General features: G+C 71.1%; 19 protein-coding genes. 12 read left to right on the forward strand and 7 right to left on the reverse strand.

The window, feature by feature from the left end:
• Window positions 1-8 precede the first annotated feature (8 nt).
• On the reverse strand, window positions 9-617 hold the full coding sequence (locus AB0K05_RS33215) for a Uma2 family endonuclease (protein ID WP_364234457.1): 609 nt from the start codon (window positions 615-617) through the stop codon (window positions 9-11).
• Between the two features lie 73 nt (window positions 618-690).
• Between AB0K05_RS33215 and AB0K05_RS33220 the strand changes: the two genes are divergently transcribed.
• Window positions 691-924 (forward strand): hypothetical protein, encoded by a 234-nt coding sequence (locus tag AB0K05_RS33220; protein WP_148031215.1) that lies wholly within the window; start codon window positions 691-693, stop codon window positions 922-924.
• Between the two features lie 86 nt (window positions 925-1010).
• On the opposite strand, the gene AB0K05_RS33225 is transcribed toward AB0K05_RS33220, so the two are convergent.
• The 4 genes from AB0K05_RS33225 to AB0K05_RS33240 all read right to left on the reverse strand — a co-directional run bounded on the left by AB0K05_RS33225 (window position 1011) and on the right by AB0K05_RS33240 (window position 4932).
• A complete protein-coding gene (locus AB0K05_RS33225; RefSeq protein ID WP_364234461.1) occupies window positions 1011-2138 on the reverse strand; it encodes a hypothetical protein in 1128 nt (375 codons plus the stop codon).
• A 171-nt stretch (window positions 2139-2309) separates the two neighbouring features.
• On the reverse strand, window positions 2310-2666 hold the full coding sequence (locus tag AB0K05_RS33230; RefSeq protein ID WP_271279872.1) for a nuclear transport factor 2 family protein: 357 nt from the start codon (window positions 2664-2666) through the stop codon (window positions 2310-2312).
• Between the two features lie 22 nt (window positions 2667-2688).
• Complete coding sequence (locus AB0K05_RS33235; RefSeq protein WP_364234463.1) at window positions 2689-3105, reverse strand: hypothetical protein; 417 nt, start codon at window positions 3103-3105, stop codon at window positions 2689-2691.
• A 165-nt stretch (window positions 3106-3270) separates the two neighbouring features.
• The gene (locus tag AB0K05_RS33240; RefSeq protein WP_364234465.1) at window positions 3271-4932 is read right to left on the reverse strand and encodes a class I adenylate-forming enzyme family protein; all 1662 of its coding nucleotides are present in this window, start codon (window positions 4930-4932) and stop codon (window positions 3271-3273) included.
• 217 nt (window positions 4933-5149) lie between these two features.
• Here AB0K05_RS33240 and argC point away from each other — a divergent pair, with 217 nt between their 5' ends.
• The 9 genes from argC (at window position 5150) to AB0K05_RS33285 (ending at window position 14267) form a co-directional block, all read left to right on the forward strand.
• Entirely contained in the window at window positions 5150-6172 is a 1023-nt protein-coding gene (gene argC, locus AB0K05_RS33245; protein WP_271279870.1) for an N-acetyl-gamma-glutamyl-phosphate reductase, read from the forward strand.
• On the forward strand, window positions 6169-7320 hold the full coding sequence (gene argJ / locus AB0K05_RS33250) for a bifunctional glutamate N-acetyltransferase/amino-acid acetyltransferase ArgJ (RefSeq protein ID WP_364234468.1): 1152 nt from the start codon (window positions 6169-6171) through the stop codon (window positions 7318-7320). The genes argC and argJ overlap by 4 nt, the downstream gene beginning before the upstream one ends.
• Entirely contained in the window at window positions 7317-8183 is an 867-nt protein-coding gene (gene argB, locus AB0K05_RS33255; RefSeq protein WP_364234471.1) for an acetylglutamate kinase, read from the forward strand. Before argJ ends, argB begins: the two co-directional genes overlap by 4 nt.
• Window positions 8183-9352, forward strand: coding sequence for an acetylornithine transaminase (locus AB0K05_RS33260; protein WP_364234474.1), 1170 nt, complete (start codon window positions 8183-8185; stop codon window positions 9350-9352). Before argB ends, AB0K05_RS33260 begins: the two co-directional genes overlap by 1 nt.
• Window positions 9349-10290, forward strand: a complete 942-nt coding sequence (gene argF / locus AB0K05_RS33265; RefSeq protein WP_148031224.1) for an ornithine carbamoyltransferase — start codon at window positions 9349-9351, stop codon at window positions 10288-10290. The genes AB0K05_RS33260 and argF overlap by 4 nt, the downstream gene beginning before the upstream one ends.
• The gene (locus tag AB0K05_RS33270) at window positions 10287-10793 is read left to right on the forward strand and encodes an arginine repressor (RefSeq protein WP_148031225.1); all 507 of its coding nucleotides are present in this window, start codon (window positions 10287-10289) and stop codon (window positions 10791-10793) included. The genes argF and AB0K05_RS33270 overlap by 4 nt, the downstream gene beginning before the upstream one ends.
• Before the next feature lie 42 nt (window positions 10794-10835).
• On the forward strand, window positions 10836-12035 hold the full coding sequence (locus tag AB0K05_RS33275; RefSeq protein WP_148031226.1) for an argininosuccinate synthase: 1200 nt from the start codon (window positions 10836-10838) through the stop codon (window positions 12033-12035).
• Between the two features lie 67 nt (window positions 12036-12102).
• Window positions 12103-13500, forward strand: a complete 1398-nt coding sequence (gene argH, locus AB0K05_RS33280) for an argininosuccinate lyase (RefSeq protein WP_364234499.1) — start codon at window positions 12103-12105, stop codon at window positions 13498-13500.
• A 5-nt stretch (window positions 13501-13505) separates the two neighbouring features.
• Window positions 13506-14267: a DNA-3-methyladenine glycosylase gene (locus AB0K05_RS33285; RefSeq protein ID WP_345483112.1), complete on the forward strand. Its 762-nt coding sequence runs from the start codon at window positions 13506-13508 to the stop codon at window positions 14265-14267.
• Here AB0K05_RS33285 and AB0K05_RS33290 read toward each other — a convergent pair.
• Window positions 14207-14515 carry a PH domain-containing protein gene (locus AB0K05_RS33290; protein ID WP_219543298.1) on the reverse strand — a complete coding sequence of 103 codons (309 nt, stop codon included), beginning with the start codon at window positions 14513-14515 and terminating at the stop codon, window positions 14207-14209. The two genes, AB0K05_RS33285 and AB0K05_RS33290, sit on opposite strands and share 61 nt — an antisense overlap.
• Window positions 14516-14692: 177 nt before the next feature.
• On the opposite strand from AB0K05_RS33290, the gene tyrS reads away from it, so the two are divergent.
• Entirely contained in the window at window positions 14693-15958 is a 1266-nt protein-coding gene (gene tyrS / locus AB0K05_RS33295) for a tyrosine--tRNA ligase (protein ID WP_364234479.1), read from the forward strand.
• Window positions 15959-15961: 3 nt separating this feature from the next.
• Here the strand turns inward: tyrS and AB0K05_RS33300 are convergent, their stop codons facing one another.
• On the reverse strand, window positions 15962-17404 hold the full coding sequence (locus tag AB0K05_RS33300; RefSeq protein ID WP_364234481.1) for a glycosyltransferase family 39 protein: 1443 nt from the start codon (window positions 17402-17404) through the stop codon (window positions 15962-15964).
• 119 nt (window positions 17405-17523) lie between these two features.
• On the opposite strand from AB0K05_RS33300, the gene AB0K05_RS33305 reads away from it, so the two are divergent.
• Entirely contained in the window at window positions 17524-18111 is a 588-nt protein-coding gene (locus AB0K05_RS33305) for an HAD family phosphatase (protein ID WP_364234484.1), read from the forward strand.
• The last annotated feature ends 550 nt before the right edge of the window (window positions 18112-18661 follow it).

Here is an 18661-nt window from a genome sequence, read left to right on the forward strand (position 1 = left end):
CTTTTCGGTCAGATCGAGTCGATCTCGGCGAGGTCGATGTCCATGTCGAACGGGACGGTCACCTTGGCGCGGTCGTGATGGATACCCGTGGGCACGTAGGCGCGGGTGGCAGGGTCGAGTTCGTAGACGTAGACGACAGGCCTGCCGGAGTCGTTCTCGACCCGCCAGAAGTGGGGGATGCCCGCCTCCGCGTAGAGCAGGGGCTTGCGCTTGCGGTCGCGCTCCTCGGACTCGGGGGACACCACTTCGACGGCGAGGGCGACGTCGCCGGCCGGGTAGTAGGTGGCTGAGGAACGGACGTCGGCGCCGGGCTTGAGAACGATCAGATCCGGCTCCGGGCGCTGTCTGGGACCGAGTTTGACGCTCATCTCGCGGCGCACGCGGTAGCCCTTCGGAGCAGCACGGCGCAGACCGGCCTCCAACAGGTAGATCGTCGAGGTGTGGAAGTCCAGCTGCGGGCTCACGAAGACCAGGCTTCCGTCAATCAACTCCGTGTGCGCAGGCACATGCGGAAGGTGATCGAGGTCATCCGCCTTGAACCCCTCAGGGGGAGGGAAGATCCAGTCGGGCAGCGAGGACTCTGGCGCCATGGGAATGCTCACCGCTTCGGCCGTCATGGTCTTACGTTAGCAACGTACCCCGCTCACTGTTCGTGAACGCGTGCTCTCGCCTGCTGCCAGAATGCCGTTCATGAGGCAGTTGCTGATCTTTTCTGAGCGGGACGACGCCGAGGAGGTCGCGGCGACGCTCGGCGAGTGGTTCCCCGGCCTGGGCGTGCCCCGGGTGGTGCGCGAGACGCTGGCGGGGGAGGACGACGCGGAGGACGCGCAGTGGCTCGTCGTCGTGGAAGGGCTCGCCGGGGAGAGCCTGGCCAAGGTGGACGAGCTGACCGAGCGGTTCGAGGGGTGGCGCGAGGAGGGCTGATGTGGCGCGGGCTCCCGCCGCTGCGGTGGCGGGGCCCGCGCCGGGGGCTCCCCGGCTTCGCCGGTCAGGAGCCCTGTCCCGGATGGCTAGGGGAGGCGCTCGAACGGGGTCGGAGTGCTGCCGGTCCAGCGGTGGAGGCGGGAGTGGGCCGTCTGCTTGGTGACGCCGTCCTCGGTCACGGTGCCGGCATCCACCAGGTAGAAGCGGCCGTCGTCCAGCGAGGCCAGGCCGTACTCACCGGAGGACTCCCAGCCGCGGACGCCCGACGCCTCGTGGTGCAGGCCCTCGGGAGCGAGCGTGAGCAGGTCGCCCTGCTCCGGCTGGGGCTGTCCCTCGATCGGTCCGCGCACCGGGCGGGTGGCGCCGTCGACGGTGAACATCGAGTAGTTGGGGAACTGCGGCTTGGCGCCCTTGTAGACGGCCATCAGCCACTTGCCGGTGTGGCCGTCGTACTCCAGGTTCTGGACTCCGTACCGGGTGTTGCCGGTGCGGACGAAGTACTTCCCGTCGACCTTGGCCGGGCCGGAGGTGTGCGGGGCGCTCTGGGTGAGCGGGCGCTCGTACTTGCGCCACTTGGCGATGTCGTACTGGAGCAGCACCTGGTGGTCGTTGTCCTGGCGCGCGGTGTTGGAGTAGACGCCGTAGGCCACGGTCAGCTTCTGCTTGCCGTGCCGCTTGCCGAACTCGGGGCCGAACGCGACGCCGTCGATGCCGCTGCAGCCGTAGCGGTGGTCGGGGGTGTCGGCCACGTTGCCGTCGAAGACGCCGTCGCCGTTCATGTCGGCGCTGTAGTCGTCGACCACCTCCTTGAGGTAGACGGCGGTCACCACGTCGGAGGTCTCGGCGTCCATGCCGAGGCTGGTGATGCGGTCGACGTCGAAGATGGCGATGTAGAACGCCTGCGCGTCCTTGTATTCCAGCGACCCGTACACCCTGCGGTCCTGACGGTTGAAGTCGAGGTCGCCGAGGTGGCCGGTGAAGCCGGTGACGGAGCCGACGGGCTTGCCGGACAGGTCGGTCTTGACGAGCAGGTTGGTGAAGGAGAAGTACATGAAGCCCTTCTTCTCGTCCACCGCGATCCCCTGCACGTGACCCGCCTGCCAGGCGCCGCCGTACACCTCCGCGGGGAACTCGGGGCGCGGCGCCGCGTGGGCGGCGGAGGCGCTGGTGACGAGGGCCGAAGCCAGGACTGCCGTGAGTAGTGCGTTTGCCACCCGCATGTGTACGTTACGTACCCTTCTTTGATCTTTCTTGAGCGCAAATGACGCTAAAGCTGCAAGTTAGATCTTTACTGACTTCCACCTGACAAGTCCATGACCATCCGTGGAAACATCGGAGTGGCAAGCGGAAGCCCCCGCCGGGGCGGGGGCCATGGGGGAGGAGGGTCAGGCGGCCGGCACCTTGTCCAGGAAGCCGAGCACCTTGCTGATGCGCCCGTCCTCGGCCAGCTCCACCACGTCGAAGCCGGTCGCCACCGGCTCCCCGCCCTCCGGGCCGAGGTGCCAGGTGAAGCGGGCGATCCCGTGGTGGGCGTCGTACAGCTCGCCGGGGGTGAAGACCAGGCCGGGGAACATCCCCTGGGCGCCCTCGATGACGGCGGCGATGCCGGCGTGCCCGGCCACGTCCGCCAGCGGGTCGGTGTACGTCGCGTCCTCGGTCCAGACGCCGGCCACGGCCTTGGCGCGGGCGGCGGGGTCGGTCTCGTTCCAGGCGGCCACGTAACGCTCGACGAGATTCGTCATGATTTATCAGCCTTTCAGATGGTTAGCGAAGCTTGCGGAGACCGGCGATCTGCAGCACGGCGAACCCGGCGACCACGAGGGCCTGGAGGATCGCCCACACCGCGCCGATCGTGGTGAACGCGAGGAGACCGGTGACGACGGCGGCGATGCTTGCCGGTGCCCAGACGACGTTCAGGCCGACCACGACCTGGGTGCCCGCCTCGCTGACCTGGCGGCGGCCCGCGAGGAGACCGACGGCGACCCCGTACGCGAGCAGGAAGATCCCGATCCCGCGCAGCAGGCCCGCGTCCGGCCCGAGCAGGTCGCTCAGAAGGCCGGCGGCGGCGAGGTAGGCCAGGCCGTTGACCCCTGTGACAACGGCGTCCACGGCGAGCACGAGCCGCAGGAAGCCTGCGCGGCCGGTGGTGGCGCCCGTGGTGGCACTGGTGGGGGTGCTCATCTCGCGTCTCCTTAGTGTTCGTTCCGACACCCGCAACGGTGCCAGCGAGCACATAGGCCACGCGATTACGTGGAAGGTAATGCGATCTGGTGCAGACATGCTGACCTGGTGATATGTCATGAAAAAAGCGGCCCGCCGGTCGAGGGCGGGCCGCTTCGCGCGTCGTCAGGCGCCGAGCACCTCCCGGCGCAGGTGGGTCTTGAGGATCTTGCCGCCGGGGTTGCGCGGCAGCTCGCCCTCCCGGAACCAGAAGTGGCGCGGCACCTTGAACGCGGCGATCCGCCCGTCGAGGAACGCCCGCAGCTCCTCGCCGGTGGCCGAGACGCCGGCGGCGAGGCGGATCACCGCGCCCACCTCCTCGCCCAGCTCGTCGTGCGGCACGCCGATCACCGCGACGTCGTCCACGGCCGGGTGCTCGAACAGCGCGGCCTCCACCTCGGCGCAGTAGACGTTCTCGCCGCCCCTGATCACCATGTCCTTGGCCCGGTCGACGATGTAGACGAACCCGTCCTCGTCGATCTTGGCCAGGTCGCCGGTGTGCAGCCAGCCGCCGACGAACGTCTCGGCGGTGGCCTCCGGCTTGTTCCAGTAGCCCAGGATCACGTTGGGGCCGCGCACGCAGAGCTCGCCGACCTCGCCGGGCGGCAGCTCGTTGTTCATCGGGTCGACCACGCGCACGTCGACCACGGGGGAGGGCCTGCCGATGCTGTCGGGGTGCGCCTGGTAGTCGGCGCCCCCGTTGCCGATGGCCAGCGCGGTCGTCTCGGTCATGCCGTAGCCGTTGGACGCGGCGCGGGCGGGGAGGTTCTCGGTGATGCGCTCCAGCAGCCTGGGCGGGGCGGGCGCGCCGCCGTAGCCGAGCGTGTTGAGCGACGACAGGTCGTGCTTGGCGAAGTCGGGGTGGGACATCAGCTGCCAGGCGTTGGTCGGCACGCCGATCATGGCGCTGACCTTCTCCCGCTCGATCAGCCTCAGCGCCTGGCCCGGGTCCCACTTGTACATGAGCACCAGGCCGCCGCCGCTGAACAGGGTCGTGGTCAGCGCCGAGAAGCAGCCGGTGACGTGGAACAGCGGCACCGTCAGGAGCGTCACCCGGCGCACGGCCGTGGCCTCTCCGGGGTCCTTGCCGGCCAGCGCGCTGGCGCGGTAGAGCCCGTAGGCGACGGTCATCGGCGACTGGCCCAGGTTGCGATGGCTGCCGAGCGCGCCCTTGGGCCGCCCGGTGGTGCCGGAGGTGTAGAAGATGGTGGCCGGGTCGTCGGGGGAGAGCTCCACCTCGGGCAGCGTCACGTCGGCTCTGACTTCGCCGAGCACCTCGTCGAACGTCCGCGCCCCCTCGGGCGCCGCGCCCCTGGCGACGATCAGCGGCACGCCGGTGCCGGCCAGCCTGGGGGCCCGCTCGTCGTCGGCGATGATCACCTTCGCGCCGGAGTCGCTCACCCCGTACGCCAGCTCGGGCTCGGTCCACCAGGCGTTCAGCGGCACCGCGACGGCGCCCGCAGCGAGCGCCGCGGAGAAGGCGATCGACCATTCGGGGTAGTTGCGCATGGCGACCGCCACCCGGTCGCCCTTGCGCACCCCGTAGTCGTCGGCGAGGCGGGTGGCGAGGGTGGCGGCGCGCCGGTAGTGGTCCTCGAAGGTGATGTGCTCGTCCTCGTAGACGAGGAAGACCTTGTCGCCGTGCCACCGGCTGTTCTCCAGCAGCACGCGGAAGTGGGCGGGTGCGTGCTTCCACGTCCGAATGCCGGTGCCGCCGATCTCCTCCATCTCGAAGAGCTGTCCGGGTCCGGTGAGCTGGGCTTCCACCTGGGCGTGCGAAAGGGTCATTACGCAGTACTCCCGCTGGACGGCTGTCGGATACATCACAGTACCGACCGGTAGGTACGTAGCGCTAGACCGTGATTCACCGGGGATTATCCGTGGCCGTGCGCGTTCCGTCACCGTCCCGATATACGGTCTACGGGTTGCATGTTCATCCCCTGCGGTGCATCCTCTTAAAAAGTAAATCCATGAGGTAAGATGCATGACTATGCAGGAGGCAGGCATGAGAGCAGCGGTCGCCGGAGCCAGCGGCTACGCGGGCGGCGAGTTGCTCCGCCTGCTGCTCGGCCACCCGAGACTGGAGATCGGCGCGCTCACCGCCGCCTCCAGCGCGGGCAGCCCGCTCGGCGCCCACCAGCCGCAGCTGCCGGCGCTGGCCGGGCGGATCATCGAAGACACCACGCCCGAGACGCTCGCCGGCCACGACGTGGTCTTCCTCGCGCTCCCGCACGGCCACTCGGCGGCCATCGCCGCCCGGCTCGGCGACGAGACGCTGGTCGTCGACTGCGGCGCCGACCACCGGCTCGCCGACGCGGCCGCCTGGCAGGAGTTCTACGGCGGCGAGCACGCGGGCACCTGGCCCTACGGGCTGCCGGAGCTGCCCGGCCAGCGCGAGGTGCTCAAGGGCGCCCGCCGCATCGCGGTGCCCGGCTGCTACCCCACCTCGGTCCTGCTCGCGCTGACGCCCGCGTTCGCCGCGGGCCTGGCCGAGCCGGACGTCGTGGTGGTCGCCGCCAGCGGCACCAGCGGCGCCGGCAAGTCGCTCAAGCCCAACCTGCTCGGCAGTGAGGTCATCGGCTCGGTCAGCGCCTACGGCGCCGGCGGCGTCCACCGCCACACCCCCGAGATGGAGCAGGGGCTGAGCGCGGCCGCGGGGGTCCCGGTGCGGGTCTCCTTCACGCCCACGCTCGCCCCGATGAGCCGCGGCATCCTGGCCACCTGCACCGCCCCGGCCGCGCCCGGCCTCACCGGGGCCGCGCTGCGCGAGGCGTACGAGGAGGCGCTGCGCGCCGAGCCGTTCGTGACGCTGCTGCCGGAGGGCGTCTGGCCCGCCACCGCGATGACCTACGGCGCCAACACCGCCGCCCTGCAGGTGGCGCTCGACGAGCGGGCGGGCCGCGTGCTGGCGGTCATCGCCATCGACAACCTCACCAAGGGCACGGCCGGAGGCGCGATCCAGAGCGCCAACCTCGCCCTCGGCCTGCCAGAAGAGCTCGGTCTCCCCACGAATGGAGTAGCTCCATGAGCGTGACCGCCCCCCTAGGCTTCCGGGCCGCGGGCGTGGCCGCCGGCATCAAGTCCGGCGGCGCCCGCGACCTGGCCCTCGTCGTCAACGACGGGCCCAGCCGCGCCGCCGCAGGCGTCTTCACCGCCAACAGGGTGAAGGCGGCGCCCGTGCTGTGGTCGCAGCAGGTCCTGCGAGGCGGGCGGCTGCGGGCGGTCGTGCTCAACTCCGGCGGCGCCAACGCCTGCACCGGCCCCGAGGGCTTCCAGGACACGCACGCGACCGCCGAGAAGGCGGCCGGGCTGCTCGACGACTCCGCCGGCGAGATCGCGGTCTGCTCGACCGGGCTGATCGGCGAGCGGCTGCCGATGGACGCGCTGCTGTCCGGCGTGGAGCAGGCCGCCGCCAAGCTGTCGCGCGACGGCGGGCTCAACGCGGCCGACGCCATCCGCACCACCGACACGGTGTCCAAGATCTCCTTCAAGCGCGGCGCCGGCTACATGGTCGGCGGGATGGCCAAAGGGGCCGGCATGCTGGCCCCCGCCCTGGCCACCATGCTCTGCGTGATCACCACCGACGCCGAGCTGACCGCCGAGGAGCTGGGCTCGGTGCTGGGCAGGGCGACGTCCACGACGTTCGACCGGCTCGACACCGACGGCTGCATGTCCACCAACGACACCGTGCTGCTGCTATCCAGCGGCGCCGCCGGGGTCAGGCCGGACCTTGCCGAGTTCGAGCAGAAGGTGACGGAGGTCTGCGCCGACCTGGCCAGGCAGCTCCTCGTCGACGCCGAGGGCGCCAGCAAGGCCATCTCCATCGAGGTGGTCGGCGCCGCCTCCGAGGACGACGCGGTCAAGGTCGGCCGCGCGGTCGCCCGTTCCAACCTGCTCAAGTGCGCCATCCACGGTGAGGACCCCAACTGGGGCCGGGTGCTGTCCGCGGTCGGCACCACCGACGCCGAGTTCGAGCCCGAGCGGCTCAACGTGGCCATCAACGGCATCTGGATCTGCCGCGGCGGCGCCGTCGGCGACGACCGCGACAAGGTCGACATGCGCCCGCGCGACGTCACGATCACCGTCGACCTGTCGGCCGGCCCGCACACCGCCACGGTGCACACCACCGACCTGACGGCCGAGTACGTCCACGAGAACTCGGCGTACTCGACATGAGGGGCGCGCAGGAGAAGGCAGCCGCGCTCATCGAGGCCCTGCCGTGGCTGGAGCGCTTCCATGGCGCGACCGTCGTCATCAAGTACGGCGGCAACGCGATGACCGACGAGGCGCTCAAGGAGTCGTTCGCCGAGGACGTCGTCTTCCTGCGCCACGCCGGGCTGCGGCCGGTCGTGGTGCACGGCGGCGGCCCGCAGATCAACGCCCACCTCGACAAGCTGGGCATCGAGTCCACGTTCACCGCCGGGCTGCGGGTCACCACCCCTGAGGCCATGCAGGTCGTCAGGATGGTGCTGGTCGGCCAGGTCGGCCGCGACATCATCGGCCTGATCAACCGCCACGGCCCGTTCGCGGTGGGTCTGTCGGGCGAGGACGCCCACCTGTTCACCGCCGAGCGCAAGAGCGCCATCGTCGACGGCAGCCCGGTCGACATCGGCCAGGTCGGCGAGATCGTCAAGGTCGAGCCCGGCACGGTCGAGGCGCTGCTGGCCGACGGGCGCGTCCCGGTCGTGTCCGGCATCGCCCGCGGCGCCGACGGCGAAATCTACAATGTGAACGCCGACACCGCGGCCGCCGCGCTGGCCGTGGCGCTCAAGGCCGACAAGCTCATCGTCCTCACCGACGTCGAGGGCCTGTACGCCAACTGGCCGGACGACACCGACGTCATCGACGAGATCGACGCGGCCGAGCTCGAGCGGCTGATGCCCACGCTGTCCAGCGGCATGGTGCCCAAGATGGAAGCCTGCCTGACCGCCGTGCGCAACGGCGTCCCGCAGGCCCACGTGCTCGACGGCAGGGTGCCCCACTCGCTGCTGCAGGAGATCTTCACCAACGAAGGAATCGGAACCATGGTGGTGCCCTGATGAGTAGCCTGTACGAGCGGTTCGAGCAGGTCTTCATGCCCAACTACGGCGTCCCGCCGGTCGCGCTGGCCAGGGGCGAGGGCGCCCGCGTGTGGGACGTCGAGGGCAGGGAGTATCTCGACTTCATCGCCGGCATCGCGGTCGTCTCGCTCGGTCACGCCCACCCCGCGCTGGTCGAGGCGGTGTCGAAGCAGGTGGCGACGATCGCCCACACCAGCAACCTGTTCCTGCACGAGCCCGAGGTGCTGCTGGCCGAGAGGCTGACCGGCCTGCTCGGCGCCCCCGCCCGGGTCTTCTTCGCCAACTCCGGCACCGAGGCCAACGAGGCCGCCTACAAGCTCGCGGTCAAGTACGGCAAGCGCACCGGCAGGTCCTACTTCGTCGCGGCCGAGAACGGCTTCCACGGCCGCACGATCGGCGCGCTGTCGCTGAGCGGCAAGAAGTCCATCCGCGACCAGTTCGGCCCCTTCCCGGTCGACGTCCGGTTCGTCCCGTACGGGGACGCGGACGCGCTGAAGGAGGCCGTGACCGGCGACTGCGCGGCGGTGTTCCTGGAGCCGACGCAGGGCGAGGCCGGCGTGGTGCCGCCGCCCGACGGCTACCTGGCGGCGGCCCGCGAGATCTGCGACGCGACCGGCGCGCTGCTGGTCGCCGACGAGATCCAGTCGGCGATCGGCAGGACCGGCCACTGGTTCGCCCACCAGGCCGACGGCTTCACCCCCGACATCCTCACCCTGGCCAAAGGGCTGGGCGGCGGGCTGCCGATCGGCGCCTGCGTCGGCTTCGGTGAGGCAGGCACCCTGTTCGAGAAGGGCGACCACGGCTCGACCTTCGGCGGCAACCCGGTGTCCTGCGCCGCGGCCCTGGCCGTGCTCGACAACGTGGACCTCGGCCATGTCAACGAGGTCGCCGCGCGGCTGCGCGGCGGTCTCGAATCCATCGCGCACCCGCTGCTGAAGGGGGTGCGCGGACGCGGCCTGTGGCTGGCCGCCGTGCTCGCCGAGCCCGTTTCGGGGAAGGTGCAGAAGGCGGCGCAGGATGCGGGCTTCCTCGTCAACGCCGTGCAGCCGGACGCGGTGCGGATCGCGCCGCCGCTGGTCGTGACGGCCGGCCAGGTGGACGCCTTCACCGCCGCGTTCCCGAACATTCTCACGGAGGCGAGCCAGTGACCGCAGGAAACAACGCGGACGTCAGGCACTTTCTGCGGGACGACGACCTCTCGCCGGCCGAGCAGGAAGAGGTGCTCGTCCTGGCGGCGGAGATGAAGAAGGACCGCTTCGGCCACCGTCCGTTCGAGGGGCCCAAGACCGTGGCGGTGCTGTTCGACAAGCCGTCGGCCAGGACCCGCGTCTCCTTCCACGTGGGCATCGGCGAGCTGGGCGGCCTGCCGCTGATCGTCGACGGCGTCTCCACCCTCATGGGCCGCGGCGAGCCGGTCGAGGACATCGCCCGCGTGCTCGACCGGCAGGTGGCCGCCATCGTGTGGCGCACCAGCGGCCAGGAGCTGATCGAGACCATGGCGGCGAACTCCGCGGTGCCCGTGGTCAACGCGCTCACCGACGAGTTCCACCCCTGCCAGATCCTCGCCGACCTGCAGACGGTGCGCGAGCGGCTGGGCCGCACCGCCGGGCTGACACTCGCGTACGTGGGAGACGGCGCCAACAACATGGCCAACTCCTACCTGCTGGGCGGCGCCACCGCCGGCATGCACGTGCGGATCGGCGCCCCGGTCGGCTACCAGCCCGACGCGGTGGTCCTGGCCAGGGCCGCGGCCATCGCCGCCACCACCGGCGGTTCCGTGGTGTCCGTCTCCGACCCGGTCGCCGCCGTCCAGGGGGCGCAGGTCGTGGCGGCCGACACCTGGGTGTCGATGGGCCAGGACGGCAAGGACGACCGGGTCCGCGATCTCATGCCCTACCAGGTCAACGCCGAGCTGCTGGCACACGCCGACGGAGACGCGGTCGTGCTCCACTGCCTGCCCGCCTACCGCGGCAACGAGATCACCGCCGACGTCCTGGAGGGCCCGCGCAGCGCCGTGTGGGACCAGGCGGAGAACCGGCTGCACGCGCAGAAGGCGCTGCTCCACTGGCTGGTGACCAGACCATGACGATCCCGATGACCAAGGCGGCCCGGCAGGCGAAGATCACCGACCTGCTCCAGCGCCAGCCGGTGCGCTCCCAGCCCGAGCTGGCCAAGCTGCTGGCGGAGAGCGGCGTCGAGGTCACCCAGGCCACGCTCTCGCGCGACCTCGACGAGCTGGGCGCGCTCAAGCTGCGCGCCGAGGACGGCTCGCTGGTGTACGCGCTGCCCGGTGAGGGCGGCGGGCGGATCCCGCTGGCCAGGCTCGGCACCGGCGAGTCCCCGGCCGCGCGGCTGCACCGCATCGCGGAGGAGCTGCTGGTCAGCGCCGACGCCTCGGCCAACCTGGTCATCGTCAGGACTCCGCCGGGCGCGGCCCAGTTCCTCGCCTCCGCCATCGACCACGCCGACTGGGAGTCGATTCTCGGCACCGTCGCGGGTGACGACACGATCCTGGTCATCAGCCGAGACCCGCAGGGCGGGCCGGCTCTCGCGGAGGCGCTGCTGAAGGCGGCAGACCGGCGCACTTAGACCGAATTATCACGCTTTATCGCAATCGATGGAGACAGAGCAATGACGGAGAGAGTGGTCCTGGCGTTCTCCGGGGGCCTGGACACGTCGGTGGCCATCCCGTTCCTCGCCGAGAAGATGAACGCCGAGGTCATCGCCGTCGCGGTGGACCTCGGCCAGGGCGGCGAGGACATGAAGGCCATCCGCGAGCGCGCCCTGGACTGCGGCGCCGTCGAGTCCGTGGTGGTCGACGCCAAGGAGGAGTTCGCGGCCGACTTCTGCGTGCCCGCGCTCCAGGCCAACGCCCTCTACATGGACCGCTATCCGCTGCTGTCGTCGCTCTCGCGCCCGCTCATCGTCAAGCACCTGGTCACCGCGGCCAAGCAGCTCGGCGGCACGATCGTGTCCCACGGCTGCACCGGCAAGGGCAACGACCAGGTCCGCTTCGAGGCCGGGCTGGCGGCGCTGGCCCCCGAGCTCAAGGTGGTCGCCCCGGCCCGCGACTTCGCCTGGACCCGCGACAAGGCGATCGAGTACGCCGAGCGCAGGGGCCTGCCCATCGAGACCACCAAGAAGAACCCGTTCTCGATCGACCAGAACCTGTGGGGCCGCGCCATTGAGACCGGCTTCCTGGAAGACATCTGGAACGCGCCCAGCGAGGACGTCTACGCCTACACGGCCGACCCCGCCGTGCCGCGCGAGCCCGACGAGGTGGTCATCACCTTCGAGCGGGGCGTCCCGGTCAAGCTCGACGGCCGCCCGCTCACCCCGTACGAGATCATCGACGAGCTGAACCGGCGGGCCGGCGCGCACGGCGTCGGGCGCATCGACATGGTCGAGGACCGGCTGGTCGGCATCAAGTCACGCGAGGTGTACGAGGCGCCCGGCGCGATCACGCTCATTACGGCGCACCTGGAGCTGGAGAGCGTCACCGTCGAGCGCGACCTGGCCCGCTTCAAGCGGGGCGTCGACCAGCGGTGGAGCGAGCTGGTCTACGACGGGCTGTGGTACTCGCCGCTCAAGCGCGGGCTCGACGCGCTCATCGCCGACGCGCAGCGGTACGTCAGCGGTGACATCAGGATGACCCTGCACGGCGGCCGCGCCACGGTCACGGGCCGGCGCTCCGAGCAGTCGCTGTACGACTTCTCGCTCGCCACCTACGACACCGGCGACTCGTTCGACCAGTCGCTGGCCAAGGGTTTCGTACAACTGTTCAGCCTGCCTTCGAAGATCGCGGCGGCTCGCGACGCGAAGCAGGGGTGAAGTGCACTAAGGTCGCGGAGGACGTGCGGTGAAGGCTGAGGAGAAGACGGTGAGTGATGGCAAGCCGATGCGGCTGTGGGGCGGGCGTTTCGAAGGGGGCCCGTCCGACGCGCTGACCCGGCTGTCGGTGAGCGTGCACTTCGACTGGCGGCTGGTGCCCTACGACCTGGCGGCGTCCAGGGCGCACGCCCGCGTGCTGCACAGGGCGGGGCTGCTGAGCGCCGAGGAACTGCAGCGCATGATCGGCGCGCTCGACGACCTGGAGCGCGCCTGCAAGGAGGGCGAGTTCCGGCCCACCGTCGCCGACGAGGACGTGCACACCGCGCTGGAGCGCGGCCTGCTGGAGCGGCTCGGCTCGCTCGGCGGCAAGCTCAGGGCCGGCCGCAGCCGCAACGACCAGATCGCCACCGACCTGCGTCTCTACCTCCGCGACCACGCCCGCACGATCGTCTCCCGGCTGGTGGAGCTGGAGACGGCGCTGATGGAGCAGGCGGGGCAGCACGCCGAGACGGCCGCGCCCGGCATGACCCACCTGCAGCACGCGCAGCCGGTGTCGTTCGGCCACCAGCTGCTCGCGCACGTGCACGCGTTCGCCCGCGACGTCGACCGGCTCACCGACTGGGACAAGCGGGCGGCCGTCTCGCCGCTCGGCTCCGGCGCGCTGGCCGGCTCGTCGCTGCCGCTCGACCCGCAGGCGGTGGCGCAGGAGCTCGGGTTCGACTCGGCCGCGCCCAACTCGATGGACGCGGTCGCCGACCGTGACTTCGCGGCCGAGTTCCTGTTCGCCGCGGCCCTGATCGGCACCCACCTGTCCCGGCTGGGCGAGGAGATCGTCCTGTGGGCCTCGCAGGAGTTCCGCTGGATCGAGATGGACGACGCCTACTCCACCGGCTCGTCGATCATGCCGCAGAAGAAGAACCCCGACGTGGCCGAGCTGGCCCGCGGCAAGTCCGGACGCCTCATCGGCAACCTGATGGCGCTGCTGACCACGCTCAAGGGCCTGCCGCTCACCTACAACCGCGACCTGCAGGAGGACAAGGAGCCGGTGTTCGACTCGGTCGACACCCTGCTGCTGGTCCTGCCCGCGATGGCCGGCCTCGTCTCGACCATGCGGGTCAACACCGCCCGGATGGAGGCGTCGGCGCCCGACGGGTTCGCCCTCGCCACCGACCTGGCCGAGCTGCTGGTGCGGCGCGGGGTGCCGTTCCGCGAGGCGCACGAGGCGGTCGGCCACCTCGTGGTGTGGTGCCAGGTCAACGACAAGGACCTCGGCGACCTCACCGACGACGAGATGGTCAAGGTCTCGCCGCACCTGACGCCCGACGTGCGCGACGTGCTCAACGTGCCGGGGGCGCTCGCCGCCCGCAAGGCCCCCGGCGGCACCGCCCCCGACCGCGTCCGCGACCAGCTCGTGGCGCTGCGCGAGGCGGTCGACGCCCAGGCGGCCTGGGCGGCCGGCTCCTGAGCGGGGTGCTGAGCACGGCCCCGCTGCCGCGGGCCTTCTTCGACCGGCCGTCCCACGAGGTCGCGCCCGACCTGCTCGGGCGCCTCATCGTGCACGGCGGCGTGGCCGTACGCCTGACCGAGGTCGAGGCGTACGGCGGGCCGGGCGAGGACCCCGCGGCCCACACCTACCGCGGCAAGACGGCGCGCAACGCGGTCATGTTCGGCCCGCCCGGACACCTGTACGTGTACTTCACCTACGGCATGCACTTCTGCGCCAACCTCGTCTGCCTGCCCGAGGACCAGGGCTCGGCGGTGCTGCTGCGGGCCGGTGAGGTGGTCGGCGGCGTCGGCCTGGCCCGGTCCCGGCGGTCGGGCAGGGGAGCGCCCGCGGGCGACGGCGGCCCCAGGCCGGTGGCCGACCGCGACCTCGGCCGGGGGCCGGCCAGGCTGGCCGTGGCGCTCGGTCTGCTGCGCGAGCACAACGGCGTCGACGCCGTCTGGGAGGGCCCGCCCGGCGCGATCCCCGCCGTCGACCGCCTGATCAGCGCCGCGCCGCAGGCCGACGGCCCGCCGGTGTGGCCCGCCGGGTCGGCGGTGGTCCTGGAGGGCCGCCCGCCGGAGCCCGGAGCGATCAGGTCGGGGCCACGCACCGGGATCTCGACGGCCAAGGACACCCCGTGGCGGTTCTGGGTCGACGGGGATCCGACCGTCTCCCCGTACCGCGCTCACATGCCGCGGCGGCGCAACGCCGCGGCCACCTCCGTGGGCGAGGCGCCGAGGTCGTGAGCGCTGAAGATGTGCAGATGGTCGCCGGTGTCGATCTCCAGCATCTCGCTGCGCAGGCCCCACCGCCTGCGGACGTCCACCTCGATGTCCCGGATGGCGTCCCACGGCACGTGCCGCCTGCCCGCGAAACCGTGCACGACCGTGATGCCGCTCTCGTCCATCGCCAGCCGCACCGGGGCCAGTATGTCGCGCAACCCCATCCCGCCCAGCAGCACCGCCGCCGGCACGGCGAGGACCACTCCTGGCACGTCACCGTCGGCATACCAGTACGCTGCGAGCCCCGCGCACGCCAGAGCCCCTAAGATCTTGAAAACGGCCAGTTCACGACGGACCTTCCACATGGGGCCGACATTATCCAAGTGGCGGCGTCCGGCCGCGATCAGGCACGCTGTACCCACTCACCATCTATCAGGAAAGTCAGCATCGTGACCGACATCCTCGATGAGCTCGAATGGCGCGACGTGACCGCGCAGACCACCGACACCGACGCCCTGCGCGAAACGCTGTCGAAGGGTCCGATCACGGTCTATGCGGGCTTCGACCCGACCGCACCGTCGCTGCACGTCGGCAACCTCGCCACGCTGCTGATCCTGACCCGTTTCCAGCGTGCGGGCCACCGGCCGATCGGCCTGGTCGGCGGCGCCACCGGCCTGATCGGCGACCCCAGCGGCCGCAGCACCGAGCGGGCGCTCAACACCAGCGAGGTGGTGGCCGAGTGGGTGGCGCGGATCCGGGTCCAGGTGGAGAAGTTCCTGTCGTTCGAGCCGGGCCCCAACGCGGCCACGCTCGTCAGCAACCTCGACTGGACCGCCGAGCTGTCGGCCATCGACTTCCTGCGTGACGTCGGCAAGCACTTCCCGGTCAACCGGATGCTCGCCCGGGAGTCGGTCTCGGCCAGGCTCGGCGGCGAAGGGCTCAGCTACACCGAGTTCAGCTACCAGATCCTGCAGGCCAACGACTACCTGGAGCTCTACCGGCGCCACGGCTGCACCCTCCAGCTCGGCGGCAGCGATCAGTGGGGCAACATCACCGCGGGCGTCGACCTGATCAGGCGGGTCGAGGGCGCCCACGTGCACGCCCTCACCGGCAAGCTGATCACCAAGGCCGACGGCACCAAGTTCGGCAAGACCGCCGGCGGGGCCGTCTGGCTCGACCCGGCGCTGACCACGCCCTACGCGTTCTACCAGTACTGGCTCAACGCCGACGACCGCGACGTGATCCGCTTCCTCAAGGTGTTCACCTTCCGCTCCCGGGAGGAGATCGAGCAGCTGGAGAAGGCCGTCGCCGACCGGCCGTTCGCCCGCGAGGCGCAGCGGACGCTCGCCGAGGACCTCACCACGCTCGTGCACGGCCCGCAGGAGCTGGCCGCGGCGGTGGCGGCGTCCAAGGCGCTGTTCGGCCAGGGCTCGCTGGACGAGCTGCCGGCCTCCACCCTGGCGGCGGCGCTGGCCGAGGTGCCGAAGGCGACCGTCCCCGGGCTCGGCGCGTCGCTGGTCGACCTCATGGCCGACAGCGGGCTGGTCGAGTCCAAGTCGGCCGCCCGCCGGGCGGTCAAGGAGGGCGGCGCCTACCTCAACAACACCAAGATCACGGACGAGGCGTACGTCCCGGCCGCCGCCGACCTGCTCCACGGCCGCTTCCTCGTGCTGCGGCGCGGCAAGAAGTCGGTCGGCGGCGTCGAGGTCGGCTGACCCTCAGCCGCCCGCCTTCGTGTAGAGGGCGACCGTCATGCCCGGCAGGTCGGCCGAGTGCCACGAGCCCTCCCGCTCGTACCCGGCCTCCTCGACCTCCCGCACCCGGGCCAGACGGTCGCCCGCGGCCTTGGTGCCGCGCCACACCACCCACACCCGCTCGCGCCCGCGCAGCGCGCCGGCGACGGCGCTCCGCTCGCGGTAGCCGAAGCCGGTCGGCGACGGGTCGTGGCCGAGCCGGAGCACGTCCTCCGGCATCGAGCCGTCCCCGTACCCGTCGAGCCCGTAGTAGGCGGGGCCGTAGTAGTCGAACCCGGACCGCACCTGGCTCTGCCCGTACACGATCGCGTCGCCCGGCTGGGCCTGGATCCGGGAGATGGCCCACGGGAAGTTCTCGAACCGCCCGTTCTCATCCCGGACCTCCGCATGTTGGTACGTTCCCGCCGCCAGGCAGACCGCGACCAGCGCCCAGCAGGCGGCCACGGACACCCGCCTGCTTCCGGCGTGCGCGGCGGCCAGCCCCGCCAGCAGGGCCAGCGCCGGCGCCGTCACGAACAGGTAGCGATCCACGTACACCGGCGTGACCAGGTGGGACACCGCGAGCAACAGCAGCGGCGGCAGCACCAGCCACCCCAGCAGCGCACCCGCCCAGCGCCAGGGCGGGAGACCCGTGCTCGCGGCGCCCCGCGGCCCGGCCGCCCGCCGCGACAGCCCCAGCAGCGCCGCCCCGGCCAGCGCGACCACGAACAGCGGCACCCCGGCCTCGGCCGCCCCCGCCGCCATCTTCGGGAACTTCAGCAGCACATCGGGGCCACGCTGCGGGATCCAGCTGATCGCGTGCCGCTCCCCGTACCCGACGAGGCCCAGCACCACGGCGGGCACGCACCCCGCCGCCAGCGCGGCGAGCATCCGCGCCGCCGTCTCCCGCCGGATCAGCAGCAGATGGGCCGGCAGCACCAGCACCGCGAACAGGTGCGTGCAGCAGACCAGCGCCACAGTCGCGCCGTACGCCGCCCACCGGCGCGGGCCGGAGCGTTCCAGCGCCCGGTGCAACGCCCAGAACGACAGCACGACCGCGGCCGCGGCGAACGCGTACGGTCGCGCGAACGCCCCGTAGTACGACACCGACGGCAGCGCCGCCAGCAGCGCGGCCGCCGTCACCCCGGCCCGCGTGCTGTGCAGCCGCCTGCCCAGCGCCACCAGCAGGCCCGCCGCCGCGCCGATCGCCAGCGCCGACGGCAGCCGCAGCCACAGCTCCGCCGTGCCCGCCAGCGCCCACACGTGCATGAACAGGTAATAGGGCAGGAAATGGCCGTCGATGTGCTGGACCAGCTCCCACAGCCCGGCCAGCGAGCGGGTGGCGGCGCTGATCGTGGCCAGCTCGTCGCCGTTCAGCGTCGCCGCGCCCGACCCGCTGAACGCCACCCCACCGGCCAGCGCGGCCATCACCCCCTCCGCGTACGGCCTGCCGCGGGTGCGACTCTGTCGCGGAACTGGCGGGGCGTCAGGGGCAAGTGTGGCCGCAGAGATCATCGGTGCAGAATACGGCGCATAGGCTCTGATGCATGAATCAAGTAATCGTTTTCGATCTGTACGGTGTCATCGCCCGGACCCAGACGGACGAGGCGAAGCAGCAGCTCGTGGACCTGGGCGGGGTCTCCGCCGAGGCGTTCTGGGAGGCATACTGGGGCTGCCGGCCCGCCTACGACGCCGGGCAGGAGACCGGTGCGTACTGGGCGGCGGTCGGCGAGCGGCTGGGAGTGGAGTTCGCCGACGTGGCGGCCCTGACGGCGGCCGATCTGGAGAGCTGGTCGCAGGTGGATCAGGAGATGGTGGCGCTGGTGCACGAGCTCGCCGACCGCGGGGTCAAGCTGGGGCTGCTGTCGAACATCATCGAAGACCTGGTGCCGGTGTGGGAACGCAACCACGGCGACTGGCTGGGGCGGTTCGACGCGCTGACGTACTCGTGCCGGATCGGGGTCGCCAAGCCGGACCCGCGGGCGTACGAGATCTGCGCGGCGCGGCTCGGGGTGGCTCCGCGGGACGCGTTGTTCTTCGACGACAACGAGGTCAACGTGGCGGGGGCGCGGGCGGCGGGGATGCCGGCCGAGCTGTTCACCTCACCGGACCAGGTCCGCGCCCTCATCCGTTAGCGGGCCCGCGTCCCTCCGACGCATGGCGTGGTGGCTTCGGGGGATGAGAACGCTTCCTTCAGCACCACATCGCTGTGGCGCGAGGACGACAGCCCGGCCGGCCGTCCGGCGTGTGATTTGACGTCTGGCGGATCGCGACCTAACCTCATAACTCGCCCCGGGAGTGAGCCGGACGCCGGTCAGGCGGACGGGCCCCAGGGCAGAGTCCCTTGAGAACAAGCCACTCGGCCGGAGCGCTGCAATGCGCTCTTGATCGGGTTGTCTCGGGCGTCCGGCGTGATCACCGAATAAATCGGTTGATTCGACAGGCGCAGGATGACACGGTAAGTTCCGGGGACTGCCAAAATCTTGATCAGATGAACCGATAAACGGATTTGACCGGATATCGGGCCAGCTGATAAAGTGGAGAAGAGCAGATGTGCGCCCCTGGCGCTGAAGGTGATAATCTTCGGTGCGGGTGTACGCGTCCGTTTCTTGAGAACTCAACAGTGTGTTAAAAGCCAGTGCATGATGCACAACCCCGTCATGTATTTCTGTGACGGATTCCTTT

This window comes from Nonomuraea sp. NPDC049486, from assembly GCF_040676925.1.
GTDB lineage: Bacteria > Actinomycetota > Actinomycetes > Streptosporangiales > Streptosporangiaceae > Nonomuraea > Nonomuraea ferruginea.

Bases quoted from the DNA above. Each gene is read 5' to 3' on its own strand.
- AB0K05_RS33305 (WP_364234484.1), top strand. From the start codon at position 17,524: ATGAATCAAGTAATCGTTTTCGATCTGTACGGTGTCATCGCCCGGACC.
- AB0K05_RS33240 (WP_364234465.1), bottom strand. From the start codon at position 4,932: ATGACCCTTTCGCACGCCCAGGTGGAAGCCCAGCTCACCGGACCCGGA.
- AB0K05_RS33235 (WP_364234463.1), bottom strand. From the start codon at position 3,105: ATGAGCACCCCCACCAGTGCCACCACGGGCGCCACCACCGGCCGCGCA.
- AB0K05_RS33230 (WP_271279872.1), bottom strand. From the start codon at position 2,666: ATGACGAATCTCGTCGAGCGTTACGTGGCCGCCTGGAACGAGACCGAC.
- argC (WP_271279870.1), top strand. From the start codon at position 5,150: ATGAGAGCAGCGGTCGCCGGAGCCAGCGGCTACGCGGGCGGCGAGTTG.
- AB0K05_RS33220 (WP_148031215.1), top strand. From the start codon at position 691: ATGAGGCAGTTGCTGATCTTTTCTGAGCGGGACGACGCCGAGGAGGTC.
- argB (WP_364234471.1), top strand. From the start codon at position 7,317: ATGAGGGGCGCGCAGGAGAAGGCAGCCGCGCTCATCGAGGCCCTGCCG.
- argJ (WP_364234468.1), top strand. From the start codon at position 6,169: ATGAGCGTGACCGCCCCCCTAGGCTTCCGGGCCGCGGGCGTGGCCGCC.
- AB0K05_RS33260 (WP_364234474.1), top strand. From the start codon at position 8,183: ATGAGTAGCCTGTACGAGCGGTTCGAGCAGGTCTTCATGCCCAACTAC.
- AB0K05_RS33300 (WP_364234481.1), bottom strand. From the start codon at position 17,404: ATGGCCGCGCTGGCCGGTGGGGTGGCGTTCAGCGGGTCGGGCGCGGCG.
- AB0K05_RS33270 (WP_148031225.1), top strand. From the start codon at position 10,287: ATGACGATCCCGATGACCAAGGCGGCCCGGCAGGCGAAGATCACCGAC.
- argH (WP_364234499.1), top strand. From the start codon at position 12,103: ATGCGGCTGTGGGGCGGGCGTTTCGAAGGGGGCCCGTCCGACGCGCTG.
- AB0K05_RS33275 (WP_148031226.1), top strand. From the start codon at position 10,836: ATGACGGAGAGAGTGGTCCTGGCGTTCTCCGGGGGCCTGGACACGTCG.
- AB0K05_RS33215 (WP_364234457.1), bottom strand. From the start codon at position 617: ATGACGGCCGAAGCGGTGAGCATTCCCATGGCGCCAGAGTCCTCGCTG.